The 25,018-nt window shown below is 61.8% G+C and carries 23 protein-coding genes; 13 read left to right on the top strand and 10 right to left on the bottom strand.

Annotation, left to right across the window (positions count from 1 at the left end; all coding sequences use genetic code 11):
• Positions 1-10 precede the first annotated feature (10 nt).
• Positions 11-595, bottom strand: coding sequence for an anthranilate synthase component II (locus tag L1071_RS05995; protein ID WP_378110389.1), 585 nt, complete (start codon positions 593-595; stop codon positions 11-13).
• Between the two features lie 391 nt (positions 596-986).
• Between L1071_RS05995 and L1071_RS05990 the strand changes: the two genes are divergently transcribed.
• Both L1071_RS05990 and L1071_RS05985 read left to right on the top strand, forming a co-directional pair.
• A complete protein-coding gene (locus tag L1071_RS05990) occupies positions 987-1,439 on the top strand; it encodes a DUF2501 domain-containing protein (protein ID WP_246969941.1) in 453 nt (150 codons plus the stop codon).
• 146 nt (positions 1,440-1,585) lie between these two features.
• Positions 1,586-1,726, top strand: coding sequence for a hypothetical protein (locus tag L1071_RS05985; RefSeq protein ID WP_246969939.1), 141 nt, complete (start codon positions 1,586-1,588; stop codon positions 1,724-1,726).
• A gap of 61 nt (positions 1,727-1,787) precedes the next feature.
• On the opposite strand, the gene trpE is transcribed toward L1071_RS05985, so the two are convergent.
• A complete protein-coding gene (gene trpE, locus L1071_RS05980; RefSeq protein WP_246971093.1) occupies positions 1,788-3,275 on the bottom strand; it encodes an anthranilate synthase component I in 1,488 nt (495 codons plus the stop codon).
• A 228-nt stretch (positions 3,276-3,503) separates the two neighbouring features.
• A complete protein-coding gene (locus L1071_RS05975; protein WP_246969937.1) occupies positions 3,504-4,175 on the bottom strand; it encodes a phosphoglycolate phosphatase in 672 nt (223 codons plus the stop codon).
• Positions 4,176-4,441: 266 nt separating this feature from the next.
• Between L1071_RS05975 and L1071_RS05970 the strand changes: the two genes are divergently transcribed.
• On the top strand, positions 4,442-5,740 hold the full coding sequence (locus tag L1071_RS05970; protein ID WP_246969935.1) for an NAD(P)/FAD-dependent oxidoreductase: 1,299 nt from the start codon (positions 4,442-4,444) through the stop codon (positions 5,738-5,740).
• Between the two features lie 55 nt (positions 5,741-5,795).
• Positions 5,796-7,445 carry a dihydroxyacetone kinase subunit DhaK gene (locus L1071_RS05965; protein WP_246969933.1) on the top strand — a complete coding sequence of 550 codons (1,650 nt, stop codon included), beginning with the start codon at positions 5,796-5,798 and terminating at the stop codon, positions 7,443-7,445.
• Between the two features lie 7 nt (positions 7,446-7,452).
• Here L1071_RS05965 and L1071_RS05960 read toward each other — a convergent pair whose 3' ends face one another.
• Both L1071_RS05960 and rpe read right to left on the bottom strand, forming a co-directional pair.
• Complete coding sequence (locus L1071_RS05960; RefSeq protein WP_246969931.1) at positions 7,453-7,752, bottom strand: GIY-YIG nuclease family protein; 300 nt, start codon at positions 7,750-7,752, stop codon at positions 7,453-7,455.
• Positions 7,753-7,764: 12 nt separating this feature from the next.
• Complete coding sequence (gene rpe / locus L1071_RS05955) at positions 7,765-8,451, bottom strand: ribulose-phosphate 3-epimerase (protein WP_246969928.1); 687 nt, start codon at positions 8,449-8,451, stop codon at positions 7,765-7,767.
• A gap of 186 nt (positions 8,452-8,637) precedes the next feature.
• Between rpe and ggt the strand changes: the two genes are divergently transcribed.
• Entirely contained in the window at positions 8,638-10,368 is a 1,731-nt protein-coding gene (gene ggt / locus L1071_RS05950; RefSeq protein WP_246969926.1) for a gamma-glutamyltransferase, read from the top strand.
• 186 nt (positions 10,369-10,554) lie between these two features.
• On the top strand, positions 10,555-11,109 hold the full coding sequence (locus L1071_RS05945) for a YajG family lipoprotein (protein ID WP_246969924.1): 555 nt from the start codon (positions 10,555-10,557) through the stop codon (positions 11,107-11,109).
• Between the two features lie 24 nt (positions 11,110-11,133).
• Here L1071_RS05945 and tmpT read toward each other — a convergent pair whose 3' ends face one another.
• Complete coding sequence (gene tmpT, locus L1071_RS05940; RefSeq protein ID WP_246969922.1) at positions 11,134-11,775, bottom strand: thiopurine S-methyltransferase; 642 nt, start codon at positions 11,773-11,775, stop codon at positions 11,134-11,136.
• 60 nt (positions 11,776-11,835) lie between these two features.
• Positions 11,836-12,453 (bottom strand): TIGR04211 family SH3 domain-containing protein, encoded by a 618-nt coding sequence (locus L1071_RS05935; protein ID WP_246969920.1) that lies wholly within the window; start codon positions 12,451-12,453, stop codon positions 11,836-11,838.
• A 499-nt stretch (positions 12,454-12,952) separates the two neighbouring features.
• Here L1071_RS05935 and miaB point away from each other — a divergent pair, with 499 nt between their 5' ends.
• The 5 genes from miaB (at position 12,953) to lnt (ending at position 18,506) form a co-directional block, all read left to right on the top strand.
• Complete coding sequence (gene miaB / locus L1071_RS05930; RefSeq protein ID WP_246969918.1) at positions 12,953-14,299, top strand: tRNA (N6-isopentenyl adenosine(37)-C2)-methylthiotransferase MiaB; 1,347 nt, start codon at positions 12,953-12,955, stop codon at positions 14,297-14,299.
• 117 nt (positions 14,300-14,416) lie between these two features.
• Entirely contained in the window at positions 14,417-15,499 is a 1,083-nt protein-coding gene (locus L1071_RS05925; protein ID WP_246969916.1) for a PhoH family protein, read from the top strand.
• On the top strand, positions 15,496-15,957 hold the full coding sequence (ybeY, locus tag L1071_RS05920) for an rRNA maturation RNase YbeY (RefSeq protein ID WP_246969913.1): 462 nt from the start codon (positions 15,496-15,498) through the stop codon (positions 15,955-15,957). The genes L1071_RS05925 and ybeY overlap by 4 nt, the downstream gene beginning before the upstream one ends.
• Positions 15,958-16,065: 108 nt before the next feature.
• Positions 16,066-16,959: a CorC family transporter gene (locus tag L1071_RS05915; protein WP_246969910.1), complete on the top strand. Its 894-nt coding sequence runs from the start codon at positions 16,066-16,068 to the stop codon at positions 16,957-16,959.
• A gap of 77 nt (positions 16,960-17,036) precedes the next feature.
• On the top strand, positions 17,037-18,506 hold the full coding sequence (lnt, locus tag L1071_RS05910; protein WP_246969907.1) for an apolipoprotein N-acyltransferase: 1,470 nt from the start codon (positions 17,037-17,039) through the stop codon (positions 18,504-18,506).
• Positions 18,507-18,576: 70 nt separating this feature from the next.
• On the opposite strand, the gene L1071_RS05905 is transcribed toward lnt, so the two are convergent.
• Both L1071_RS05905 and L1071_RS05900 read right to left on the bottom strand, forming a co-directional pair.
• Positions 18,577-19,665, bottom strand: coding sequence for a proline racemase family protein (locus tag L1071_RS05905; protein WP_246969904.1), 1,089 nt, complete (start codon positions 19,663-19,665; stop codon positions 18,577-18,579).
• A complete protein-coding gene (locus L1071_RS05900) occupies positions 19,662-20,825 on the bottom strand; it encodes a zinc-binding dehydrogenase (RefSeq protein WP_246969902.1) in 1,164 nt (387 codons plus the stop codon). Before L1071_RS05900 ends, L1071_RS05905 begins: the two co-directional genes overlap by 4 nt.
• A 190-nt stretch (positions 20,826-21,015) precedes the next feature.
• Between L1071_RS05900 and L1071_RS05895 the strand changes: the two genes are divergently transcribed.
• Positions 21,016-21,615, top strand: a complete 600-nt coding sequence (locus L1071_RS05895; protein ID WP_246969899.1) for a methyltransferase domain-containing protein — start codon at positions 21,016-21,018, stop codon at positions 21,613-21,615.
• A 79-nt stretch (positions 21,616-21,694) separates the two neighbouring features.
• Here L1071_RS05895 and L1071_RS05890 read toward each other — a convergent pair whose 3' ends face one another.
• Complete coding sequence (locus L1071_RS05890) at positions 21,695-22,225, bottom strand: zinc ribbon-containing protein (protein ID WP_246969896.1); 531 nt, start codon at positions 22,223-22,225, stop codon at positions 21,695-21,697.
• 178 nt (positions 22,226-22,403) lie between these two features.
• On the opposite strand from L1071_RS05890, the gene leuS reads away from it, so the two are divergent.
• Positions 22,404-24,986 carry a leucine--tRNA ligase gene (gene leuS, locus L1071_RS05885; RefSeq protein ID WP_246969893.1) on the top strand — a complete coding sequence of 861 codons (2,583 nt, stop codon included), beginning with the start codon at positions 22,404-22,406 and terminating at the stop codon, positions 24,984-24,986.
• Positions 24,987-25,018 lie beyond the last annotated feature (32 nt).

Genomic DNA, 25,018 nt, shown 5'->3' with positions numbered 1-25,018 from the left:
TCGCTCCTCGTTACGCGCGGCGTTTCAGAAAGTTGGCCAGAAGCTCGTGGCCCTGGCGGGTCATGATCGATTCGGGGTGGAACTGCACGCCCTCGATATCCAGCGTCTTGTGGCGCATGCCCATGATCAAACCAGGCGTGACGTCATCGGCCACGACGCGCGCCGAGATCTCGAGACACTCCGGCAGCCCCTGCTCGGCCACTACCAGCGAGTGATAGCGCGTCACCTCGAGCGGATTGACCAAACCATCGAACACGCCACGGCCATCGTGCTCGACCCGCGAGGTCTTGCCGTGCATCACCTGCGGTGCCCGCACCACCTCGCCACCGAAGACCTGGCCGATGGCTTGATGCCCCAGGCAGATGCCGAGGATCGGCAACTTGCCCGCGAAATGGCGCACGGCCTCGAGGGAAATACCCGCCTCGTTGGGCGTGCACGGCCCCGGCGAGATCACCAGATGACTCGGCGCCAGACGCTCGATCTCCTCGAGAGTAATAGCGTCGTTGCGGTAGGTGACGACCTCGGCCCCCAACTCCGCCAGATATTGCACGACGTTGTAGGTAAAGCTGTCATAGTTATCGATCATCACGATCATTTCGGGCATAAACTCCTGATTTTATATGGCAAAACCACAAGCCAAGCAAATATTAGCCACATTCTTACTCACCAAGCCCGAATCATCCCTTCCGCGAGTTGGCAGACACAAAAATGCCGCCTCGCAGGCGGCATTGATGTTCAGACACGCGAAAGCCGCCCCGTCAGATGTAGAGACGCCCTTGCCATGCGGTTGCCGTAGTGAACATAGTCATACCGTTATAGTGTGGGGCCGGGCAGATGCTGTCAAGGCAGTCGCACGGACATTCCCGAGCATTCCCGTGCGCGAATGCTCGTCCAGTAGGAACGCCAGTGTAGACAGCTGGTCATAAGAACAGCTCCTGCGTGCTGCATACGTGGAGATCGCTCTTTACTGACATGGATACGATTGCATGGATACACGTTTTAAAAGCTTCGCCCTCGCCGGTTTGCTAGGCCTCATGTCTATTGGGCAAGCGCAGGCATTTTCTCTCGATAGCATGAAAGATGAGGCAACGGACATGATGTCTGGTAGTGAGGGGGGAGGCAACGAAAGCGCCGGCCTGCTGAGCACGCTATCCAGCGGTTCCTTCAATCCCGGAAGCCTGACCAATCTCACGGGCGTGATCAGCTATTGCCAAGATAACGGCTATCTCGGGAGCACCGCCGATATCGCGAAGAACCAGGTAATGGAACAACTGGGAGTCAATTCCGAACCCACCGATGACAGTGACTACCAAGAAGGCTTGAGCGGTCTCCTTCAGGGCGACGGCCAGGAATTCAATCTGGCCTCCCTCGGCGACAAAGTCGGCGAGAAAGCCTGTGGGATGGTAGCCGACCAGGCCATGTCTTTCGCTGGAGGCTAACTCCTCCAAGGGACCTCATATTGGAACCACTGCGCGTAAGGTGTGCCGTACCGAGCATTGACGGCACGCTCACGGTGGGCACTTGATCTCGCCGCACGACGATGCCATATCTATACTTAGAATATCGCCATCCGCAGGAGGCACCGATGAAACGCATGATAGGCGCAGCCATTGCCAACTGGTTCCGCAAGCCCGAGAACCGCGAGAAGGCAAAGCAAACGGCCAAGCAGATGGCCGAGAAATATCAGAATCGCAAGAAGTCGTCCAAAAAATCGCCTTCTCGCTAAACGTGTCCCAGCACGGCGCTACGTCATCGCGCAGCGCCGTCCTTGCCCTTATTCAACAACCTCAACCCAGGTTATCGAGACCACGCTCGGCCATCGCCACCGCGCGGAAAAGCGCGCGGCCCTTATTGAGGGTTTCCTGCCACTCTTGCTCAGGCACCGAGTCGGCGACGATTCCCGCGCCGGCCTGCACATGCAGCTGGCCATCCTTGATGACCGCCGTGCGAATCGCGATGGCGGTATCCATGTTCCCGTGCCAGGAAAGATAGCCGACTGCCCCGCCGTATACCCCGCGCTTGACCGGCTCTAGCTCGTCGAGAATCTGCAAGGCGCGAAACTTGGGCGCACCGGAGAGCGTGCCGGCGGGAAAGGTGGCGCGCAGCACGTCGAGTGCCGACATGCCGGGCTTCAGCTTGCCGGTCACGTGGGAGACGATATGCATGACGTGCGAGTAGCGCTCGATGGCCATGTTGTCGGTGACCTCGACCGAGCCGGTTTCGCTGATGCGCCCCACATCGTTGCGGCCCAGGTCGATCAACATCAAATGCTCAGCGATCTCCTTGGGGTCGGCAAGCAGTTCGTCTTCCAGCGCTTTATCTTCCGCCTCGCTTTGTCCGCGCACCCGCGTGCCGGCGATGGGGCGCACCGTGACCTCGCCGTCTTCCAGGCGCGTGAGGATTTCCGGCGACGAGCCGACGACATGATGATCGTCGAGGTTGAAGAAGAACATATAGGGCGACGGATTGAGGCTACGTAGCGCGCGATACAGATCCAGCGGCGCCGCGCGATACGGGATCGTCATGCGCTGCGAGGGCACGCATTGCATGACATCGCCGGCCAGCACGTATTCCTTGATCTTCTCGACCGCGTCCTTGAAGCCTGCCTCGGTAAACCCGGAGGTAAAGTCCCCTTCTTCCACCGCCGGTCCGCCGGTGCCGGGGCTGACGGTATTGAGCGTGGCGCTGCGCAGCTTCATTTCCAGCGCTTCGAGACGCTCCAGAGCTCGCAGATAGGCATCCGTCACATCGGGGTCGGCGTGCGTCCACAGCGTCAGACGCCCGGAAAGATTGTCGAAAACCACCAGTTCATCGCAAACCATCAGCAGGATGTCCGGCACCCCGATGGGATCGGGCTTTTCCACGCCCCGCAGGCGCGGCTCGATATAACGGATGGTGTCGTGGCCGAAATAGCCGACCAAACCGCCGTCGAAACGCGGTTGATCGTCGACCTGCGGCACCTTGAAGCGCGCCTGGAACTGCTCGATCCACGCCAGCGGGTCATCGACTTCGGTCACGCCGAGCACTTCGCCGTCGGCAATATGACGCACCACCTGGCCGCGCACTTCGATGCGCTCGCGACTCGGCAAGCCGATGATCGAATAACGCCCCCATTTCTCGCCGCCCTGCACGGACTCGAGAAGGAAGGTCCAGGGCGCATCGGCCAGCTTGAGATAGGTAGAGAGCGGCGTATCGAGATCCGCGAGCACTTCGCGGGTCACGGGGATGCGGTTATAGCCGGCCTGCACCAGCTCGGTGAAGCGTTCGGGGGTCATCATGCCCTGCATTCCTTTGGTGAGAGTCTACGTCGTGACGAATTCGCACTTCCGCATGGAGCCGACACTCGGAGGGGTCGGCGAGCATCACCATCGCCAGCGTTTGACTGTGCGCATCAACGCATGAGCTCTACGCAATGAGGGGGCATCCAGATCCATGAAACGCTATCCGTTATAGCAGATGATTATCAAAGGCTTAGCGTAATAAACGCCAGCATCGAAAAAACATTAAACGAGTTCCCCCAGCGATTCAACCACGACATCCGGCTCGCTCGCGGCCACCGGTTCGCCGTGATTGTACCCGTATGGCACCGCCAATGTACGAAAACCCGCCCGCCGACCGGCTTCTATGTCGTGGCGTGAATCCCCCACCATCAGGCATGCACTCGGCGCGACCCCGAGCCGGTCCGCCAGATGCAGCAGCGGGGCCGGATCGGGTTTCCGGGTGGGCAATGCATCGCCACCCAGCGTCAGCGCGAAGTAATGCTCAATCTCCAGAGATTCCAGGATCGGGGCGATGAACGCCGTCGGCTTGTTGGTGATCAACCCTATTGTCACACCACGCGTAGCAAGCGCTTCGAGCGCTTCGCGAACGCCGGGATAGACCTGCGTCAATCGGCATGGCGCCTGCCGGTAGTGCCGCAAGAAGGCCTCATGTACCTCATCGAGGTCCCTATCTTGCGCGCCGACGGCATAAAGCGCTCGCTCGACGAGTTTGCGAGAACCGTTGCCGACCCAGTCTCTCACCGCTGCCTCGCCGACTTCCGGCAATCTCAGCTCGCAAAGCGCACCATCGACCGCCGCCGCCAAATCCGGCACGGAGTCGATCAGGGTCCCGTCGAGATCGAAGACCGCGAGCCGAATGCCCTCGAGGGCGGGATGTATCGCGCTGGACGGCATACTCGTCTCCTTGAACCAGAAAGCGCCTAGCATAATGCATGTAATATTACGCAAAAACTCGGCGTCGCGCGTGCCTCACGGTGTTCTTGATACGCGAACAGCGTTATTCTATACGCAGACGTCGCCGACACCAGGCGCCATCGCCCTCCCGGCACGACACGCAAGTCATTGCCACCTTACTTGCGTCTTGGCTGACCCATCGCGATGCCCCGACCCTGGCGACCCTTTTTCGCACCCTTTTCAACGTTTCTTTTCCAGGAGTCTGTATGTCCACACCCCGCATCGTGGTGGTCGGTGGCGGCGCCGGCGGCCTCGAACTGGTGACCCGCCTGGGGCGCAAGCTCGGCAAGCGCCAACGCGCCGAAATCGTGCTCGTCGACCGCAACTCGACCCATATCTGGAAACCCCTGCTGCACGAAGTGGCCACGGGCGTGCTCGACTCCAGCCTCGACGAAGTCTCCTATCAAGGTCACTCCAAGACCCATGGTTACCGCTTCCAACGCGGCACGCTAAGCAATCTCGATCGTGACAACCGCACCATCACGCTGGCGCCGATCATCGACGACGACGGTGTCGTGATCCTCCCCGCGCGTACGATCGACTACGACTATCTGGTCATGGCGCTGGGCAGTGTCTCCAACGATTTCGGCACCCCCGGCGTCGCCAAGCACTGCCACTTCATCGACAGCCCCGGGCAAGCCGAAGACTTCCGTCAAAACATGCTCAACACCTTCCTGCGTTACAGCGACCCCGAACGCCGGACGCATCCCAAGTTGAGCGTGGGCCTGGTAGGGGCCGGCGCCACCGGCGTCGAGCTCGCCGCAGAATTGATTGGCGCCTCGAAGATGCTGCACAGCTACGGCTTCACCGCCATGGACAGCGGCAAGCTGGAGATCCACCTGATCGAGGCGGCACCACGCATTCTGCCGGCACTCCCCGAACGCATCAGCCAGGCCGTGCATAAGGAACTGGAAAAGCTCGGCGTGCAGATCCACGTCGATACCCGCGTGACCTGCGCCGATGAGCACGGTTTCATTACCGCCGACGAAACGCGCATCGCCACCGATCTGAACGTCTGGGCGGCAGGGATTCGCGCACCGGCGTTTCTCTCCGAGCTAGGCCTTGCCACTGAGCGTAATCATCAGCTCAAGGTCAACCAGACGCTGCAGAGCCTCGACGACGAGCGCATCTTCGCCTTCGGCGATTGCGCCGCCTGCCCCCAGCCCGACGACACGCGCGTACCACCGCGCGCACAAGCGGCCCACCAGCAGGCCACCCTGCTGTATCACAACCTACGCGCGGCCATGGATGAAAAGCCTCTCAAGCCCTTCGTCTTTCGCGACCGTGGCTCGTTGATCTCGCTAGCCCACTTCGATGCCGTGGGCAGCCTGATGCGAGGCACCTCGGCGCGCAGCCTGTTCATCGAGGGGCGCCTGGCCAAGCTGTTCTATGCCTCGCTCTACCGTATGCATCAACTAGCCATTCATGGCGTGGTCAAAACCGGTATGACCGTCGTCGTCGACGGCCTCAACCGCTATATCCGCCCACGAATGAAGTTGCACTGATCCAGCGAGGCCACCATGATCGAGAGCCCCTATCGCTCGATCATGGAGCCCGTTCATGCAGCATTTTTTCAATGACGCCTCACGCGTCGTCGACGACGTTCTCTACGCCGCCGGCCACCTCGCCCCCTTGCGTATTGCCGAGCCGCAAAGCGGCGTCCGCATCCTGATTCGCCGCGACTGGGACCGCGACACACACGGCCAACGGCAGGTCGCGGTACTCTCCGGCGGTGGCGCAGGGCACGAACCCGCGCATGCCGGCTTCATCGGCGAGGGTATGTTGACCGGGGTGATATCCGGCAGCCTGTTCGCCTCGCCCAGCATGGATGCCGTGCTCGCCGCCATTCGAGAAGTCTGCGGGCCAGCCGGCTGTCTGCTGGTGGTCAAGAACTACACCGGGGACCGGCTCAACTTCGGGCTGGCCGCCGAACATGCGCGTCGCGAAGGTCTCAAGGTCGCCATGGTCATCGTCGCCGACGATATCTCTCTGCCCGACACACCACAGCCACGCGGCCTTGCCGGCACTTTGCTGATTCACAAGATCGCCGGCTATCACGCACAGCAGCAAGGCACACTGGACGACATCCAAGCGTTCGCTCAACACGCATGCGAGCGCATGGCCTCGATGGGCATGGCGCTCACGCCGGCCACCCTGCCGGGCCAAACGCGTCCCGACCGAAGCCCCGAGCTAGGATTGGGCATCCACAACGAGCCGGGCGTCCAGCATATCGCACCAGATAGCGCGCGCGATGCCATGAACCACGTCGTTGCGCCCCTCGCGGCCGCCCTCGATGAACGCGGCCACGCCGACGGCTGGCTCGCCCTAATCAACAATCTCGGCGGCTGTTCGACCCAGGAGATGGGCGTGTTGAGCGGCAGCTTGATCGACAACCTCGGCCCGATACGACTGCCCCAGCTTATCGGCCCCGCGCCCTTGATGACCTCGCTGGACATGCACGGCTTCTCGGTGACGCTAATGGCCGCCGACGACGCCATGCGTACGGCTCTGCTAGCGCCCACTGATGCGCCCGCCTGGCCCGGCATCCGGGATGTATGTCCGCCAGACACCTTCACGCCCAACCTCACCGCCCGCAACGGCGCACTGCAAGACAATGCGCCCCAGGCGACGCACGTTACGGCGGCGCTCACACAAGTACTCAGTGTCTTGCGCGATGCACGTGACGATCTCGACGGGCTGGACGCCCGCAGCGGCGACGGCGATGCCGGCAGCAGCCTGGTCGAAGGCGCCGATGCCATCGAACAGGCATTGACAGCGGGCCACCTGGATACCGCACACCCCGAGCGGTTGTTCGCAGGCCTGGGACAATGTCTGGCTACCGGCATGGGTGGCTCGAGCGGGGTATTGCTGTCGATCCTGTTTACCGCTACGGCGACCGCCCTCGAACAGCGCGGCCTGATCGACAGTCTCTGGCAAGGGGTCGAGCGCATGCAGACCTATGGCGGCGCCCGACTCGGCGACCGCACCCTACTTGACGCCTTGATTCCCGCGCTTCAGGCACTCCAGAAAGACGCCACGCTCGCCGACGCAGCCCAGGCGGCACGTCAAGGCGCAGAGCACACGGCGACGCTCTCCCGCGCGCGGGCGGGACGCGCCGCCTATGTGCCCGACAGTGCATTGGAAGGTGTCGTCGATCCTGGCGCTGAAGCCGTTGCGCGGGTCTTCGAAACGCTGGCCCGCTGCCTATAACGACGACCTATGACGACGACGCCCCGCCCTCGCGTGCCGCCAGCCAGGCACGCTTGGCGGCGGGGCTGAGTTTCTTGAGCGCGGCTTCGCGACGCAGCGCCTCGCCATGGCTGCCCACGTATTCCGAGTGACGCAAGGTCAACGGCCCCTTGCCACGCAAGGCCCGCGCACCACGCTTGCCATCGCGATGTTCGCGCAAACGCCGCGTCACATCGGTCGTCACCCCGGTATACAGCGCGCCCGCCGCCGTTTCGATCAGGTAGAGATACCAGACCTGCGCCTGGGCGGCGCGCTCGTCATCGACCATGAGGCAACTGACTCAACGCTGTGCCAAAGCGTCGCGGAAGGCCCGCATGACGCTGTCGTAACGGTGTGGATCCGCCTCGTCGCGGGCCTTGAACACCGCTGACCCGGCGACGAAGGTATCCGCCCCGGCCCGCGCGATCTCGGCGATATTCTCGACCTTGACGCCACCGTCGACTTCCAGACGAATGTCGCGACCGCTGGCATCGATGCGTTGGCGCACCTCGCGCAGCTTGTCGAGCGTGCCGGGGATGAAGGATTGCCCGCCGAAGCCGGGATTGACGCTCATCAGCAGCACCATGTCGAGCTTGTCCATGACGTAGTCGAGGTAATGCAGCGGCGTGGCGGGATTGAAGACCAGGCCGGCCTTGCAGCCGCCATCGCGAATCAACTGCAGCGAGCGGTCGATATGTTCGCTGGCCTCGGGATGAAAGGTGACGTAGCTCGCCCCTGCCTCGATGAAATCCCCGATCAGCCGATCCACCGGCTTGACCATCAAATGCGCGTCGATGGGCGCGGTAATGCCATGGTCACGCAGGGCCTTGCACACCATCGGACCGATGGTGAGGTTGGGGACGTAATGATTGTCCATGACATCGAAATGCACGATATCCGCGCCGGATGCCAACACATCCTCCGTTTCCTGACCGAGACGGGCGAAATCGGCGGACAGGATGGAAGGTGCAATCTTGAAGTCGGACATAAGCAATAAAGGTGCTGTCGGCTGGAAATGAAGGCTTCATTCTAGCGAATGCCGGGCGGAAAAACAGGCACATGGGTCTGCTCGAACACGACGACCTTGCATATTCAGGCGACGCCTTCGATAGTAAAAGCAACTCCTCATAAAAACGCGGCGTCGTATTACCGCATCACTCTCGAGAGGCCCGGCATGATTCGATTTACCTTGCGCCATGGACGACGTCTGGCACTGTGCGCGGTACTCGCCACCCTGCCGCTTGCTGCTAGTGCCCAGCAGGCGATTCTCGAAGGCGAGCGTTTCCATCCGCAAGAAGGCCAACACGGCATGGCGGCCACCAGCCATTACCTGGCTTCGAAGATTGCCCGCGACGTCATGCAAGACGGCGGCAACGCCGTCGACGCGGCGGTCACCGCAGGCTTCGCACTGGCCGTCACCCAGCCACGCTCCGGCAATATCGGTGGCGGCGGTTTTATGCTGATTTCCGATGAAAAAAGCGACAAGGTCATCGCCATCGATTATCGCGAGAAAGCGCCGGCGGCGGCCTATGAGACGATGTTTCAGAACGATCAAGGCGAGGCGGTCTCCGAGCTCTCGCGCTACACCCACAATGCCTCCGGCGTCCCGGGAACCGTCGCCGGCCTGGCCATGGCGCTGGAGCAATACGGCACGCTCAGCCTCGCCGAGGCCCTGGCGCCCGCCATTCGGCTCGCGGAAGACGGCTTCGAGATACCGCCGCGTTTTGCCAATGGCTTGCGCGACGCACGCGAACGCCTGAGCCAATGGGATGCCTCACGCGCCGTGTTCTACAAGGAAGATGGCAGCCTTTATGCGGCCGGCGAAACATTCCGCCAGCCGGACCTCGCGGCAACGCTCAAGCGCATTGCGGCCCAAGGCCCGCGCGAATTCTATGAGGGCAAGACTGCCGACCTCATCGCCCAGGAAATGGAAAAACACGACGGGCTCATGACGGCCGAGGATCTGGCTGCCTACCAACCGACGATTCGCGAGCCGGTGCATGGCACCTATCGCGGCTACGACGTCTACGCCATGAGCCCACCGTCCAGCGGTGGCGCGCATATCGTGCAGATGCTCAACATCCTCGAGGGCTATGACATCGGCGGGATGGGCTTCAATTCGGCGCGCACCATCCACGTCATGTCCGAGGCGATGAAGCGCGCCTATGCCGACCGCGCCGAGTATCTGGGCGATACCGACTTCGTCGATGTTCCGCTCGAGGGCATCACTTCCAAGGCCTACGCCGACGAGCTGCGTGAGCAGATCGATCTGGGGCGTGCCACGCCCAGCGATACCATTGCGGCGGGCGACCCGCTGCCTTACGAATCCAACGAGACCACGCACTTCTCGATCGCCGACGACAACGGGCTGGCCGTGTCCAACACCTATACCCTCAACTTCAGCTATGGCTCGGGCATTGTCGTCGATGGCGCGGGCTTCTTGCTCAACAATGAAATGGACGACTTCTCCGCCAAACCGGGCACACCCAATGCCTATGGCTTGATCGGCGGCGAGGCCAACAAGGTCGAGCCCAACAAGCGCATGCTGTCGTCGATGACGCCCACCATCGTCAAGAAAGAGGGCAAGAACTTCCTGATCACCGGTAGCCCCGGCGGCTCACGCATCATCACTACGACGCTGCAGGTGGTGATGAACGTCATCGATCACGACATGAACGTGCAAAGCGCGGTGAGCGTGCCACGCATCCATCACCAGTGGCTGCCCGACGAGATCCGCATCGAGGAAGGTATCAGCCCGGACACCATCGGCCTGCTCGAAGCCATGGGTCATACGGTCTCGCAACAAGCCGCCATGGGCGCCGCGCAGTCGGTACTGATCGAGGACGGACACTATTACGGCGGCGCCGACCCACGGCGTTCGACATCTTCCGCATTGGGGCTGTAGATATTGGGGCTGTGAATAAAGACGCAGGGTCGGGGCAAAAAGGGGTTCGTTCGCGCTTGCGAGGATCGCTATACTCGCAGCCGGATTTCGGCTACCTGTTTTCACTCTCTTCCAGGACACACAATGCGTATGCGCCGGTTCATTCCCGTCACAAAACGTCCCGCGTTCGCCCTCGTCGCGCTACTCATGACACCTCTGCTCATGACTGGCTGCGCCCAGAGCCCCCAGATTCTTCAGGTCAAGCCCGATATCGGAACGGATCTTCCTCACACGGGAAACGGGCAGGAAATCGCCCTCGACGTCGTCGATGGTCGCCGCAGCGATGTGCTGGGCACGCGCTCCGGTTCACCCGCATCGACATCGACGATCCGCGTCCCCGCGCATGACGTCATTCCCAAGCTACAGACGCAGGCGGAACAGGCGTTGCGCCGCATGGGCTTCTCCCCCGTCAAGAACGGTGGCGCCAATGCGACGTTGACGTTGACGCTCGCCGATCTCAGTTACGCGCCCGTCGAGGCCGATGCGCCAATGCTCGACGCCGCCCAACTACAAGCCGTACTACGCGCTCAGGTCGCCAACGACGGCGGTACCTATACCGGCACCTATACAGCCAAGCGCAAGCAGAGCTTCGCCATCAAGCCTGACTGGGATTCCAACAACCGCATGGTCAGCGACCTGTTAAGCAATGCCTTGCGGCGCGCCTTCAGCGACCCCGAACTTTCCCGTCAGCTCAAGAACTGACGCACGCCAGCGCCGCGACGGTGATCATGCCGGTCGCGGCCCGCGCCGTATCAGCGACCACACGCTTTCCTGCTTGCCCGAATCATCCGGTGGCCGCGTTTCCAGGTGCGTGAGTTCAAAGTTCGCCGCGAACAAACGCTCGACTTCGTCATCGGCCACCGAATACGGCGGGCCGCCCTCCGGTGAGTGCATATCCATCAAGCTGATCAACAAGCCGCGCGTACCGGGCAGCAATAACTGCGCCAGGTGAAAGGCATAGCGTTGCCGCGTGGCCTCGGGCAACGCGATCAGCGCCGCGCGATCGTAGAACGCCGACAACTCCTCAGCCTGTGCGGTATGGAAATGAAAGAAATCGCCACACCAGAGCTCGATGCAGCCCTGACGACAGCACGAGAAAGCACCCTGCGTGTAGCGGGATACCGGCGCCTCGCCCTCGGCCATAAACTGCTCGATGGCCAACGACGAGAGCTCCAGGCCGAGCACGGGATGTCCCTGCTCGGCCAGCCAACGCATATCCAGGCTCTTGCCACACAGAGGCACCAGCACCTTGTCGCCGGGCTCCGCCCCGAGTGACGGCCAGTGACGCATCAAGGCGTCATGCGGCGCCGACCGATGGAACCCGATCCGGCCTTCCTTCCAACGCGCCAGCCACTCATCCGTCGCCATATGTCGTTAACGCCCCTCTTTCCTTCTTCCATCCATCGTGCACACGCCCTCGACACGCCATTAAAACCATCCACTACGGCGCTTACGCCGACGCGGGAGGTGCGGCACGATCAAGCCCACCAGCAAGCCGGCGCCGGCCACGGCAGCACCGTAGGTGAAATAGCGCATCAAGAGATCCTGTTCCTGCGTATCGAGCCGCGCCTTGAGCTCACGCGTGGTTTCCTGGGCGTCACTGTAAGCGCTATCCAATTCGGCGTTACGCGATTCCAACTCCTCGATACGCTCGGCTCTGCTATTCAGCTTCGTGGTCATGTCCTCCACGCGCTGTTCCCATTCTTCATTGATGCCGTCGAGTTTCGAGGTCAATTCATCCACACGCGTTTGCAACTCGGGCAAGCGCGAGCTGGCACTCGGCGAGTCCTGCAGGTAGCGGCTGGGTATCCAGACGGCATCGCCATCGTCGCCACGGACGTGGCTATAGTCGCCCTGGCGCTCGAGCAGCGTCACGGGGTCGCCGCTCTCGAGTGTGCCGACGATACGATAGCCCTCGGTGGGGCCGCTACGTACATAGGTCGGCAACTTGTCCGAGACCCAGTGCTGCCCATCGTCTTGTGCATGAGCGTTGAAAGCGCAGGCCCCGAGGACCAAGCTCAGCATCAAAGGTTTGATTCTAGACATAACGTGGCTTCTTCATGAATGACGAACGGCTCACGAGTACGTACTGCTCCACGCGTTGTATCGCCCAGCCGAGAGGACCTCCTGTCGCGACTCGGTGGGCGACCATCCACACATTCTGTGGATAAGTCTTGGGAAAACCGGACCTTGACGGTGGCGAGACCACCGCAATGTCTGTCATAGCGACAAATCGTGCAATTTTTAACCGCTCATCGTCGCGCGATAACCAGCGCATCGGACACGAAAATTCCGCCATCCTGAACCGCTCTTGACTGTCCGCAGGGTACCTTCACGAGGCACCTCACGCGAGAAATCCTAGCGTATCACAGCCTCGGCATCATCGCGGGCGATTCGACTCAGCCGCAAGGCTGGCCCACGGTGCCGTCAATCCGTATAATATCTCGTCTTATCCTGGACAAGCTGGGCCACGCTTCAAGGCCACGCTTTTACTCACCCCAATCACGGACATATGTCGGGCGCTCGACGCACCGACCGGATCGGTATGGCGAAGAAACTCTTCATCAAGACCCATGGCTGCCAGATGAACGAGTACGACTCCGCACGCATGGCGGATCTACTCGGCGAATCGCATGCACTCGAGCTGACCGACGACGAGCGGGAGGCCGATGTCATCCTGCTCAATACTTGCTCGATCCGTGAGAAGGCCCAGGAGAAGGTCTTCCACCAGCTCGGGCGCTGGAAGAAGCTCAAGGCCGCCAATCCCGATCTCGTGATCGGCGTCGGAGGCTGCGTGGCTAGCCAGGAAGGCGGCAACATCCAGAAGCGCGCTCCGCACGTGGACATGGTCTTCGGGCCGCAGACCATGCATCGGCTGCCGAGCATGCTCGACTCGGGCAAAGGATCGGAGACCATCTCCATGGTCGATGTCACTTTCCCCGAGATCGAGAAATTCGACCACCTGCCCAAGCCCACGGCGGACGGCGCTACCGCGTTCGTCTCGATCATGGAAGGCTGCTCGAAGTACTGTACGTTCTGCGTGGTGCCCTACACCCGTGGCGAAGAAGTCTCGCGGCCCTTCGAGCCGGTGATGGAAGAAGTCATCCACCTCGCCGATCAAGGCGTGCGCGAGATCAACCTGCTGGGCCAGAACGTCAACGCCTATCGCGGCGAGAACCAGTTGGGCGATGAAATCGACCTCGCCGAGCTGATCGGCTGCGTCGCCGCCGTGGAAGGCATCGACCGCATCCGCTTCACCACCTCGCACCCGGTGGAATTCTCCGACAGCCTGATCGAGGCCTACGGCGAGATTCCAGAGCTAGTCAGCCACCTGCACCTGCCCGTGCAGGCCGGTTCGGACCGCGTCCTGGCGGCCATGAAGCGCGGCCATACCGTCGAGGAATATGTCGACAAGCTGGAGCGCATCCGTGCGCTGCGTCCGGATATCAGCTTCTCCTCGGATTTCATCATCGGCTTCCCCGGTGAGACCGAAGAAGACTTCATGAATACCATGGACCTGATCCAGCGCATCGGTTACGACGCCTCGTTCAGCTTCGTCTATTCCCCGCGCCCGGGTACCCCGGCCGCGAATCTGGAAGACGAAACGCCGGAAGCGACCAAGAAACAGCGTCTAGCGATCCTGCAGGAACGCCTCAACCAGCAGACCATGCAGATTTCACGGCGCATGGTCGGCCAGACCGAGCGCATCCTGGTCACTGGCTTCTCGCCCAAGGACCCCGGCCAGCTCTCCGGTCGCACCGAGAACAACCGGGTCGTCAACTTCCGCGCGCCCAACCCGACCGAGCTCATCGGTTACTTCGTCGATGTCGAGATCACCGAAGCACTGCCCAACTCCCTGCGTGGCGATCTGGCCTCTCCGGCGCGCTATTGAGGCACTGCTAGCGACCTTTGTCTGCTAGCGTGACGAATCCTTGCGCGGGATCATTGCCCCGGCGTTGTCCGGGGCGCTAAGCTGAAATCACACTTCCAACCCATGGATCTCTCCGAGTTGAGCCAGAACACTTCGCAGGCACATCGCATCCTCACGCTGACGCTCGAACCCAATGACCCCATGCGCCTGGCAAGCCTATGCGGGCAGCAGGACGAACACCTCAAGCTCGTCGAGTCGCGTCTGGGCGTGACGTTGCGAAATCGCGGCAACACCTTTCAGCTCGCAGGCCCCGGCCCGCACGTCAAGGCAGCCGCCAATGTCGTCGAACACCTCTACCGCGAGACGGAAGCCAATGAGCTGACGCCGGATACCGTGCATCTTTTCCTGCAGGAATCCGACCTCGAGTCACTGGAAGAAGACGCCGAGGACACCCTCGACGAAGGCGGCGTGCTCATCCGCACCCCGCGTGCCCTGATCAAGCCACGCGGTCACAACCAGCAGACCTACGTGACCAGCATTCACGATCACGACATCAATTTCGGGGTCGGTCCGGCGGGCACCGGCAAGACCTATCTGGCGGTCGCGGCAGCGGTCGAGGCACTCAACCAGCAACAGGTACGACGGATCCTGTTGGTGCGCCCGGCGGTAGAAGCCGGCGAGCGCCTGGGCTTCCTCCCCGGCGACCTGGCACAGAAGATCGACCCCTACTTGCGCCCGCTCTACGATGCGCTCTACGAGATGCTGGGCTTCGAACAGGTCGGCAAGCTGATCGAACGGCAAGTGATCGAGGTCGCTCCGCTGGCCTATATGCGCGGGCGCACGCTCAACAATGCCTTCATCATTCTCGATGAGAGCCAGAACACCACGCGCGAACAGATGAAGATGTTCCTGACGCGCATTGGCTTCGGCTCCACCGCCGTGATCACCGGCGACATCACCCAGGTCGACCTGCCGCGCGGCAATCAATCGGGGCTGATTCAAGTGCTCGATGTACTCAAGGACACTGCCGGGATCGGGGTCACGCATTTCGTCGCCAAGGACGTGGTTCGCCATCCGCTGGTCCAGCGCATCATCGAAGCCTACGATGCTTTCGAGAGCGTCGAGGAAGAGCAGGAACGCACCCGCCGCGAACGGCGTGCACAAGCCAAGCGCGAAGAAAACGACACCCGCCGCGATAACGACGAGCCGGCAGACGCATGAGCCTCGATATCGACCGCCAGGTCGCCATTGACACGGAAACCGCGCTTCCCACCCAGGCCGACCTCGAAGCCTGGGTGGGCGCCGTGTTCGCTCGTCACCCCGATGAAGTGCGCACGGAAATGACCGTGCGTTTCGTCTCTCCGGAGGAGAGCCAGACGCTCAATCGCGACTATCGCGGCAAGGACAAGCCCACCAACGTGCTTTCCTTCCCTTTCGAAACGCCGCCCGGCGTCCCCTTGCCCCTGCTTGGCGACTTGGCGATCTGCCACGACGTCGTCGTCACCGAGGCCGCTGCTCAGGGTAAGCACCTGGCGCATCATTACACCCATATGGTGATCCACGGCACCTTGCATTTACTCGGCTACGATCATATAGATGAGCGTGAAGCCGAAGAGATGGAAGCGTTGGAGCGCGAGCTACTGGCAGGTTTCATGATCGGTGATCCCTATGCCGAGTAAACCTCCGCCCGGGACGCATCTCGACGCCCCACGATGCTCGGCCCGTGGCCGTGCACGCACTTTTATCATCCCTGCTTTATCGTCCATGAGGAACGAGAGACCTATTGCATGAGCGAAGACCGATCGAGCAGCCAGGGTGGCAAATCCTGGCTGGATAAACTGCTGAACGCTTTTTCCAACGACTCCGATGAACCGAGTTCACGAGACGAATTGCTCACTTTCCTGCGCGAGGCCGGTACACGACTGCGCCTCGACCAGGACGCGCTGACCATCATCGAAGGCGCCTTCCAGATCAGCGATCAGCAAACGCGCGAGGTCATGATCCCGCGTTCCCAGGTAACCGCCCTGCATGTCGATCAGCGCCCCGAGGACTGCCTGCCGATTATCCTCGAGACCGCGCACTCGCGTTATCCGATCATCGACGAAAACCTCGACGAGGTGCTGGGCATCGTGCTGGTCAAGGATCTCCTGCCGTTGCTCAAGCTCAGCGACGCCGAGCGCCAACGCTTCCAACTGCGCGACATCCTACGCCCGGCGATGTTCATTCCCGAGTCGAAACGTCTCAACAGCCTGCTCAAGGAATTTCGCGACACCCACAATCATATGGCGGTGGTGGTCGATGAATACGGTGGCACCGCGGGCATCGTGACCATCGAAGACATCCTCGAGCAGATCGTCGGCGACATCGAGGACGAACACGACATCGATGAAGAAGACGACATTCGCGACTTGGGCGACGGCACCTATGCGATCCGCGCCCTGACGCCCATCGAGGACTTCAACGAACGCTTCGACACGGCCTTCCCCGACGAGGAATTCGATACCGTCGGCGGCCTGGTCATGCAACGTTTCGGGCACCTGCCGCGACGCAACGAATACGCCGACCTGGGCACCTGGCGTTTCACCGTGCTCAATGCCGACAATCGCCGTATCCGCCTGTTGCAGGTCTCGCCCTGCCCCGAGGATGAGACCCAAGCGTTAGAGAGCGACGCAAGGCAGTAAGTAAATCAGGCGCATACATGGCATGGTCCACAGCGCCGCGCTCTGTTATAAGAGGCACCTTCGACAAGGAGTGCCTCATGCTGTCTTCCCGCACCTATCGCCCCTGGATGGGATATCTCGTCGCGCTGCTTGCCGGCGCACTCACGACGCTCACCTTCGCCCCTTTCGAATGGTGGTGGGCGGGGCCCTTCGCCGTCGCCCTGGTCTTCTACGGTCTCCACGACCTCACGCCCGGCCAGGCAGCGCTGCGCGGCTGGAGCTATGGCGTGGGTTTGTTCGGTACCGGCACGTCGTGGATCTATGTGTCGATTCATGACTACGGCTACACCGGCGTCCCATTAGCGGTCTTTCTCACCGCACTGCTCGTGGTCACTCTGGCGCTGTTTTATGGCGTGGTATTCGGTCTCTATCGGCGTTTCACCAGCGCGCGATGGTCCGTGATCACCTTCGCGGGCGTCTGGGTTCTCGGTGAGGTACTGCGTACCTGGGCGTTCTCGGGCTTCCCCTGGTTGCTGCTCGGCAGTGCTCATGTCGAATCGCCGTTGGCGCCGTGGGCCCCCATCGGCGGCGTCTACCTGCTATCGCTGATCGTCGCTCTCAGCGGCACCTTGCTGGTGGCGCTGTTGAAGCGCCGCCTGTGGGCACTGGCGCCACTCGTCGCAATGTGGTGCCTGCCACTCGTGCTGCCCAACCAGTGGACTTCGCCGCAGGGCGATCCCAAAGAAGTCGCCCTGTTGCAAGGCGATCTCCCGCAGCTCTCGAAGTGGAGCCCCGAGGGGCAACGCCAAGCCGCCAACACCTACGCCGAGCTGACCCGTGATCAGGACGACGACACCGATCTGATCGTGTGGCCGGAAACCGCCCTGCCGATGTTCGCGTCCCAGGCACGCCCCATTCTGGAACGCGTACAGGCGACGCTACCCGCCGATACCGCCCTGCTGACCGGTATCGTCCAGCGCGACGATCAAGGCGATTACTACAATGCGGTCATCGGGATGAGCGACAGCCAAGGCAGCTATCGCAAAGAGCATCTGGTCCCGTTTGGTGAGTATTTACCATTGGAAGGATTGCTGCGCGGCGTCATCGCCTTCTTCGATCTCCCCATGTCGAGCTTCACCGCCGGCGCCTCCGACCAAGCCCCGATCCAGGCCGCCGATATGCGCCTGGGCGTCGCAATCTGCTACGAGATCATCTATGCCGACCTGGTCGCCCAACGCGCACGCAGCGCCGACGTGCTGCTCACCGTCTCCAACGACACCTGGTTCGGGAACTCCATCGGCCCGCTCCAGCACTTGCAGATGGCCCAGCTACGTGCCCTGGAAAACGGCCGCTATGTAATGCGTGCGACGAGTAACGGCGTCACCGCCATCATCGACGCCCGAGGCCATATCACCCAGCGCGCCCCACGCTTCGAAACGGCCAGCATCAGTGGCGAGGTTCAGCCCATGCAAGGGCTTACCCCGTTCACGCGCACCGGCAGTTGGCCCACCTGGCTGCTCGCCGCTCTGTTGCTCATCCCAGGTCTGCGCTGGCGGCGCCGCCAGTAGCGGGCGTCGAGGTCAACGCCCTCTCGCGGCACGACGCACGGTCAAGTCCGCGCGTCGTGTCGGGATGGGCCTAGTCCGACAGGGACGCCTCCTCGGTGACCGGCAATGCCGCCTCAGCCTTGCGATGACCACTGGTGAGAATATGGTGCAGGCTGCCACACTCCACCAGCGGGTCGTTGCAGTTGATGACGATGTCCGAGCGCGCCAGCACATGGGCTTTCCCGGTGATGGTGTTCTCGGCCACCCAGTGCGAGTCTTCCTGACGCGAGCCGGTGAATTCGCCGATAAAGCCGGTGCCACGCAGCGATATGGTCTCCAGCTTATCCCCCGGCTGGAGAGCGCCTTCGTAGTGCATCAGCGCCAGGCGCGCCGAAGTACCCGTGCCGGTTGTGCTGCGGCAGATCACACCGGGATGCACGTAAGTCGTCGAGCGCGAACGAAAGAAACCATCCGCAACCTGCTCCACCGGGCCCATGAAGTGCAGAAACGGTAACGGTCCCACATCACCCAGGGTGTAATGAGAGAAGCCCCGCTCGGCCTGGATCGCCTCGACGATGGCATGCGCGCATTCCGCCAGTCGCGCCTCTTCGTCCCGATTCAGCGAGAAGCCCAGCTCAGCGGCTTCCACCAGGGCGTAGAATCCGCCGCTATACGCCACGCTGTAGGTTACATCCCCGATCGAGGGCACATGGATGCTGGCCCGGTAGGTGTCGATGTAACTTGGCAACCCTTCACAGGTAATGCCTTCCACGACGCCGTTTTCCACCCGCGCCTCGATATGGACGAGACCGGCCGCAGATTCCAGAATGAAGCGCTGGTATCCCTCGCGCTTGGGGACGATCCCGCTTTCCAACACGGCCGTGGCAGTGCAGATAGTGTTGGAGCCGGAGTAAATGGGATAGCCCATCACCTCCATGATGATGTAACCCACCTCGGCTTCCGGATCGCTGGCGGGAACCAGCAGGTCCACTGACATCTCGGGAATACCGTAAGGCTCGTTGAGCAGCAGCCGACGCAGGCCATCGGCATCCTCACGCAGATATTCCATCTTCTCGCGCACCGTGTTGCCCGGCAGCGGGTCGATACCGCCGGTCACGATACGACTGACGTCGCCGCCGGCATGCAGGTCGATTAGTTGCAGCGTCAGTTTTTCACTCATGTTTCTTCCTTCAGCGCGTAAGGCGCGCCATGCGCTTGCCACTGCGAATCCGGGACAATCACGATCTTGCCCAGGTAGTTGCTGTTGCGATTGACGAAATAGCGCTCCGCGTCATGCAGCTCGGAAAGCTTGAAGGCCGCGTGCAGCACCGGCTTCAATTTCCCCTCGCGAATCCAGGCCACCAACTGCTCGGCCTCGTCGCGCGTGCCATGGGAGACGCCGAATATCTGCACCTGATACAAATAAATCCGCGTCCACATGATCTCGCTGATATTGCCGCCGCTGGCGCCGGCAATGCTCAAGCGTGGATAGGTGGTACGGCGCGTCATGTCGAAGATCATAGTGTCGATGAAGCGATCGGTCATCTCACCCCCGACCAGATCCATGACCGCGTCGATGGGGTGATCCTGCGTCAGTGCGCGCACCTTCTCGGTGAAGTCCTGCATGTCCGAGCGATCCAGTACGGCTTCCGCCCCCAGCGCCAGCAGCGCCTCCGCCTTGTCCGGCTGGCTCAGAGCGTAAGGCGTCGCCCCCATGATACGACAGAGGCGAATCAGGGCCGTACCCACGCCGCCACTGGCGCCCGTCACCAGCACACGTTCCCCGGCTTTGACGTTGGCCGCATTCAACATGTGCAGAGCGGTCTGATAGGAGCACATACCCATCGCCGCGAGTTCGGCATCGGCCAGTTCGGGATTATCCACCGTGTGGAACTGCGCTGACGGCACCGCAATGTACTCGGCAAAGCCACCATCGGCGCCATGTCCGTAATAGTCGGGCGTCAGATTGATGTCGGGACGCGCATCGGCGTAGATATTGAAATCCAGCAATCCGCGCTGGCCAATGCGCTCAGCACTCACATCTTCGCCGACAGCCACCACACGCCCGGCCACATCGGCGCCCTGAATGCGCGGAAAGGTCAGCGTCGGTGAGCCTCCAATCTGGAATGAGGTCGTATCCCCCTTGTCCTTGGTCGGATAAAGCCCTTCTCGCGCCTTGCGGTCGGTATTGTTCTTGGCCGTCGCGGTCACCTGCACCAGAACCTCGCCTCTAGCGGGCCTGGGGGCGGAAACGTCTTGCCGGTAGACCAGCTTGTCGATGTCTCCATGCTCGGTCAGTAACATCGCCGCCATCGTGTCGGGTAGCGTCTCGCTGCGCATGTCTGTGTCCTCCTCATAGTCGCTGCTTGGCGATGCGACGATATCAAACTTTTGCTCTGCCAAGGGATTACTGCTCCCTTCACAGGACGCCTAATTAGGCGACTTGTTAGTTGAATGGCAAACAGACTCCGGCGATAATTCGCGCCATGCTCAACTCTCCCCCTCAAGCACTTATGCGGAACGTTCGCTGATGGCGACAAATCTTCATCAGCTCCGCCTGCACGCCGTCGTCGATAATCTAGTGGCATCCGGCGCACAACACGTTGTCGATCTTGGCTGCGGTCACGGCGTTTTGTTGCGCTGGCTAAGCGAGTACAAGCAGTTCAACCGCCTGATAGGTATCGACAACGACGCCCGGGCCGTGGCTTACGCCCGTGACCGGCTCAACCTGGACATACTCAGGCCCGATAAGCGCTTGCACGTCAGTCTGGGCTCCTTCGAAAATTGCGATTGGGCCGAAACCGGCATCGATGGCGCCGTCATGCTGGAAACCATCGAGCACATCGATCCAGATCGCCTGTCCCGAGTCGAGAAAGCGATTTTCGGCAAGCTGGGGATCAAGTTCGTCGTCATCACGACACCCAACAAGGAATACAACCCTCTCCACGGCATGCCCGACGACGAGCGCCGCCACGATGATCATCGTTTCGAATGGACCCGCGCGCAGTTCCAATCGTGGTGCAACGGCGTCGCAGAACGCCACGGTTACCAGACCCGCTTCGAAGACGTCGGCCCGCGTGATCCCGTTGTCGGCAGCTCCACGCAGATGGTCTGCTTCACGCGCTGCTGACGTGGCGTGCCAAGCACCACAGGCCACGATAACGAGCGGCATCATGCCACCGCCCGTTACCCCTCATACCGCTCACGGCTCAGACGTCTGCAGACGGTGTCGCTCCCGAGGTCCGCGCGAAGTAACGATGCCCGCACTGATGGCAGGGTTCGAGTAGGGTGATCGATTCGAGCACCACTTCTGTGTCGCAGTGCACGCAACGCATGCGGCCAGGGACTGCCATTTCGCCTTCGACATAATCGGCGCGGGCGGCTTCGAGATCGTCCTCGAAGCGGGCCTGATCGACGGTGGTGCGGTCGGCGATGGAGAACAGCGCTTCGGTGACGCGCCGCGAGATGATCCCCAGATCGATTCCCAGCCAGGTGGCGATGCCCTCGCCACCTCGGGCCAGAAATCCCCGCAAGTCGCGCATGTCACGCTCGACCCAGGCACGCAGCAAGGACAACTCATCCTTAGTGTAATTCTCGAACTCCGCTTCAAACTCGATAGCGTCGTCCATTTCGCGCTGCAATGATTCCCACGACAGGTCACCAGCGCCTTTTTCGAGACGTTCGAGAACCCGCTCATAGGCACGGCTCAGGCGATGCTCTTGATCGTGACGTTCGCTCATAACGTTTCTCCTGCCTGTCGTCGAGGTCATGCCCCTACCTGTAGGCGCACGACTGGGGTATCCTGACGGCCTGTCATAACATACGGACAACGTCCCGCCCAGCTCCGTTCTACCACATCGCGAGGCCGGGCGTTATCCGCTTCAAGCCAAGCCTAACGCAAGGTGCCAGATCAAACCGATGGACGCACAGTACACGCCGCACGCAATCGAATCCGCCGCCCAGACCTTCTGGGACACCAACCAGTGCTTCAAGGCCGTCGAGGACGCGACCCGGGAGAAGTTCTACTGCCTGTCGATGTTCCCCTATCCCAGCGGCAAACTGCACATGGGGCACGTGCGCAACTACACCATCGGTGATGTGGTCTCGCGTTTTCAGCGCATGCAGGGCAAGAACGTCCTTCAGCCCATGGGCTGGGACGCCTTCGGCATGCCCGCCGAAAACGCCGCGATCAAGAACCGCGTCCCGCCCGGTGCCTGGACCTACGACAACATCGACGCCATGCGCCGTCAGCTCAAGGCGTTGGGTTTCGCCTACGACTGGAACCGAGAATTCGCCACCTGCGACGTCGACTATTACCGCTGGGAACAGTGGTTCTTCACCAAACTGGTCGAAAAAGGTTTGGTGTACAAGAAGATGTCGACCGTCAACTGGGACCCAGTGGACCAGACGGTGCTCGCCAACGAGCAGGTCATCGAGGGCTGCGGCTGGCGCAGCGGCGCGCCGGTCGAGCGCAAGGAAATCCCCTTGTGGTTCCTCAAGATCACCGACTACGCCGAGGAACTGCTCGCCGATCTGGACGAGGTCGACTGGCCCGAGCAGGTCAAGACCATGCAGCGCAATTGGATCGGCAAGTCCACCGGCGTCGAACTGACCTTCGATGTCGCCGGCCAAGCCGACCCGCTCGTGGTCTATACCACGCGTCCCGACACGCTTTATGGCGCCACCTACATGGCGCTGGCTGCGGGCCATCCGTTGGCCAAGCAGGCGGCCGCCGACAATCCGGCATTGGCCGATTTCCTGGTGGAATGTCAGCACGGCGGCAATTCCGAAGCCGAGCTGGCGACCATGGAAAAGAAAGGCATGGACACCGGCTACAAGGCGCTTCACCCGCTGACGGGGCGCGAAGTGCCGATCTTCGTGGCCAACTTCGTGCTCATGGAGTACGGCACCGGCGCGGTTATGGCCGTGCCCGCCCATGACCAGCGCGACTGGGAATTCGCCACCAAGTACGACATCGCCATCGAACCGGTGATCGCCGATGCCGAGGGCAACGCCCCGGATGTATCCCAGGGCGCACATGCCGAGCATGGTCCGCTGATCAACTCCGGCGAGTACGACGGGCTCGACTTCGAAGCGGCCTTCGACGCCATCGCCACGCGGCTCGAGTCCGAAGGACGCGGCCAGGTCAAGACCAACTTCCGCCTGCGCGACTGGGGCGTGGCGCGTCAGCGTTACTGGGGCGCGCCGATCCCGGTCAAATACGGGCCCGAAGGCCAGACCGTGCCGCTCACCGATGACGAACTGCCCGTCGCTCTGCCGATGGAAGTCGAGGTCGACGCCTCCGGCTCGCCGCTCAAGAAGATGCCGGATTTCTATGACCTCGGCGAGGGCTGGACGCGTGAGACCGATACCTTCGATACCTTCATGGAATCCTCCTGGTACTACGCGCGCTTCGCCAGTGCCGATAACATGGAGGCGATGCTCGACGAACGCGCCAACTACTGGCTGCCGGTGGATCTCTACATCGGCGGGATCGAGCATGCGATTCTGCACCTGCTCTACGCGCGCTTCTTCCACAAGCTGATGCGCGACTTCGGCCTGGTCGAAAGCGATGAGCCCTTCCAGCGCCTGCTCACCCAAGGCATGGTCATCGCCGAGACCTTCTATCGCGTGAACGCCGACGGCAGCAAGGACTGGTTCAACCCCGCCGATGTCGACGTCAAACGCGACGACAAGAGCCGCCCCGTCAGCGCCGTGCTGCGTGAGGACGGCCAACCGGTGGAAATGGGCGGCATCGAGAAGATGTCCAAGTCCAAGAACAACGGCGTCGATCCACAGTCGATGATCGACCGTTTCGGCGCCGACACCGTGCGCCTGTTCATGATGTTCGCCGCACCGCCGGAGCAGTCGCTGGAATGGTCGGACTCCGGTGTCGAGGGCGCGCACCGCTTCTTGAAGCGGCTCTGGAAACTCGTCGCCGATCACCTCGACGCCGGCACGCCCGCCACGCTGGATGTCGACGCGCTCAACGACGAGCAGAAAACGCTGCGCCGCAAGACCCACGAAACCATTGCCAAGGCCAGCGACGATATCGGGCGCCGTACGACGTTCAATACCGCCATCGCTGCCGTCATGGAACTGGTCAACGCCCTGGGTCGCTTCCAGAACGAGGACGACGCCGACACGCCACAAGGCCTGGCGGTCACGCGCGAAGCGCTGGAAGCCAGCGTGCTGATCCTGGCACCCATCGTGCCGCATGCCTGCCATGCGCTGTGGGAAGCCCTGGGGCATGAAACGCCGGTCATCGACGCCGACTGGCCCCAGGCCGACGAGGCTGCCATGGTCAAGGACAGTGTCGAGCTCGCCGTGCAGGTCAACGGCAAGTTGCGGGCCCGTCTCGAAGTCCCGGCGGCGGCCGACAAAGCCGCTGTCGAAGCCCAGGCGCTCGAAGCGGAAAACGTGCGCCGCCATACCGAGGGCAAGACCGTGCGCAAGGTCATTGTCGTGCCCGGCAAGCTGGTCAATATCGTCGCCAACTGACTCGGCCCATACGCCCGCTCCCCGAGGAGCGG

This window comes from Chromohalobacter sarecensis (assembly GCF_023061135.1).
GTDB lineage: Bacteria > Pseudomonadota > Gammaproteobacteria > Pseudomonadales > Halomonadaceae > Chromohalobacter > Chromohalobacter sarecensis.
This window is presented reverse-complemented; position numbering and strand designations above follow the sequence as displayed.

What these genes read in the sequence shown, in the direction of transcription:
- L1071_RS05995 (WP_378110389.1), bottom strand. Translation starts at nt 595, where the DNA reads ATGATCGTGATGATCGATAACTATGACAGCTTTACCTACAACGTCGTG.
- L1071_RS05990 (WP_246969941.1), top strand. Translation starts at nt 987, where the DNA reads ATGGATACACGTTTTAAAAGCTTCGCCCTCGCCGGTTTGCTAGGCCTC.
- L1071_RS05985 (WP_246969939.1), top strand. Translation starts at nt 1,586, where the DNA reads ATGAAACGCATGATAGGCGCAGCCATTGCCAACTGGTTCCGCAAGCCC.
- trpE (WP_246971093.1), bottom strand. Translation starts at nt 3,275, where the DNA reads ATGACCCCCGAACGCTTCACCGAGCTGGTGCAGGCCGGCTATAACCGC.
- L1071_RS05975 (WP_246969937.1), bottom strand. Translation starts at nt 4,175, where the DNA reads ATGCCGTCCAGCGCGATACATCCCGCCCTCGAGGGCATTCGGCTCGCG.
- L1071_RS05970 (WP_246969935.1), top strand. Translation starts at nt 4,442, where the DNA reads ATGTCCACACCCCGCATCGTGGTGGTCGGTGGCGGCGCCGGCGGCCTC.
- L1071_RS05965 (WP_246969933.1), top strand. Translation starts at nt 5,796, where the DNA reads ATGCAGCATTTTTTCAATGACGCCTCACGCGTCGTCGACGACGTTCTC.
- L1071_RS05960 (WP_246969931.1), bottom strand. Translation starts at nt 7,752, where the DNA reads ATGGTCGATGACGAGCGCGCCGCCCAGGCGCAGGTCTGGTATCTCTAC.
- rpe (WP_246969928.1), bottom strand. Translation starts at nt 8,451, where the DNA reads ATGTCCGACTTCAAGATTGCACCTTCCATCCTGTCCGCCGATTTCGCC.
- ggt (WP_246969926.1), top strand. Translation starts at nt 8,638, where the DNA reads ATGATTCGATTTACCTTGCGCCATGGACGACGTCTGGCACTGTGCGCG.
- L1071_RS05945 (WP_246969924.1), top strand. Translation starts at nt 10,555, where the DNA reads ATGACACCTCTGCTCATGACTGGCTGCGCCCAGAGCCCCCAGATTCTT.
- tmpT (WP_246969922.1), bottom strand. Translation starts at nt 11,775, where the DNA reads ATGGCGACGGATGAGTGGCTGGCGCGTTGGAAGGAAGGCCGGATCGGG.
- L1071_RS05935 (WP_246969920.1), bottom strand. Translation starts at nt 12,453, where the DNA reads ATGTCTAGAATCAAACCTTTGATGCTGAGCTTGGTCCTCGGGGCCTGC.
- miaB (WP_246969918.1), top strand. Translation starts at nt 12,953, where the DNA reads ATGGCGAAGAAACTCTTCATCAAGACCCATGGCTGCCAGATGAACGAG.
- ybeY (WP_246969913.1), top strand. Translation starts at nt 15,496, where the DNA reads ATGAGCCTCGATATCGACCGCCAGGTCGCCATTGACACGGAAACCGCG.
- L1071_RS05915 (WP_246969910.1), top strand. Translation starts at nt 16,066, where the DNA reads ATGAGCGAAGACCGATCGAGCAGCCAGGGTGGCAAATCCTGGCTGGAT.
- lnt (WP_246969907.1), top strand. Translation starts at nt 17,037, where the DNA reads ATGCTGTCTTCCCGCACCTATCGCCCCTGGATGGGATATCTCGTCGCG.
- L1071_RS05905 (WP_246969904.1), bottom strand. Translation starts at nt 19,665, where the DNA reads ATGAGTGAAAAACTGACGCTGCAACTAATCGACCTGCATGCCGGCGGC.
- L1071_RS05900 (WP_246969902.1), bottom strand. Translation starts at nt 20,825, where the DNA reads ATGCGCAGCGAGACGCTACCCGACACGATGGCGGCGATGTTACTGACC.
- L1071_RS05895 (WP_246969899.1), top strand. Translation starts at nt 21,016, where the DNA reads ATGGCGACAAATCTTCATCAGCTCCGCCTGCACGCCGTCGTCGATAAT.
- L1071_RS05890 (WP_246969896.1), bottom strand. Translation starts at nt 22,225, where the DNA reads ATGAGCGAACGTCACGATCAAGAGCATCGCCTGAGCCGTGCCTATGAG.
- leuS (WP_246969893.1), top strand. Translation starts at nt 22,404, where the DNA reads ATGGACGCACAGTACACGCCGCACGCAATCGAATCCGCCGCCCAGACC.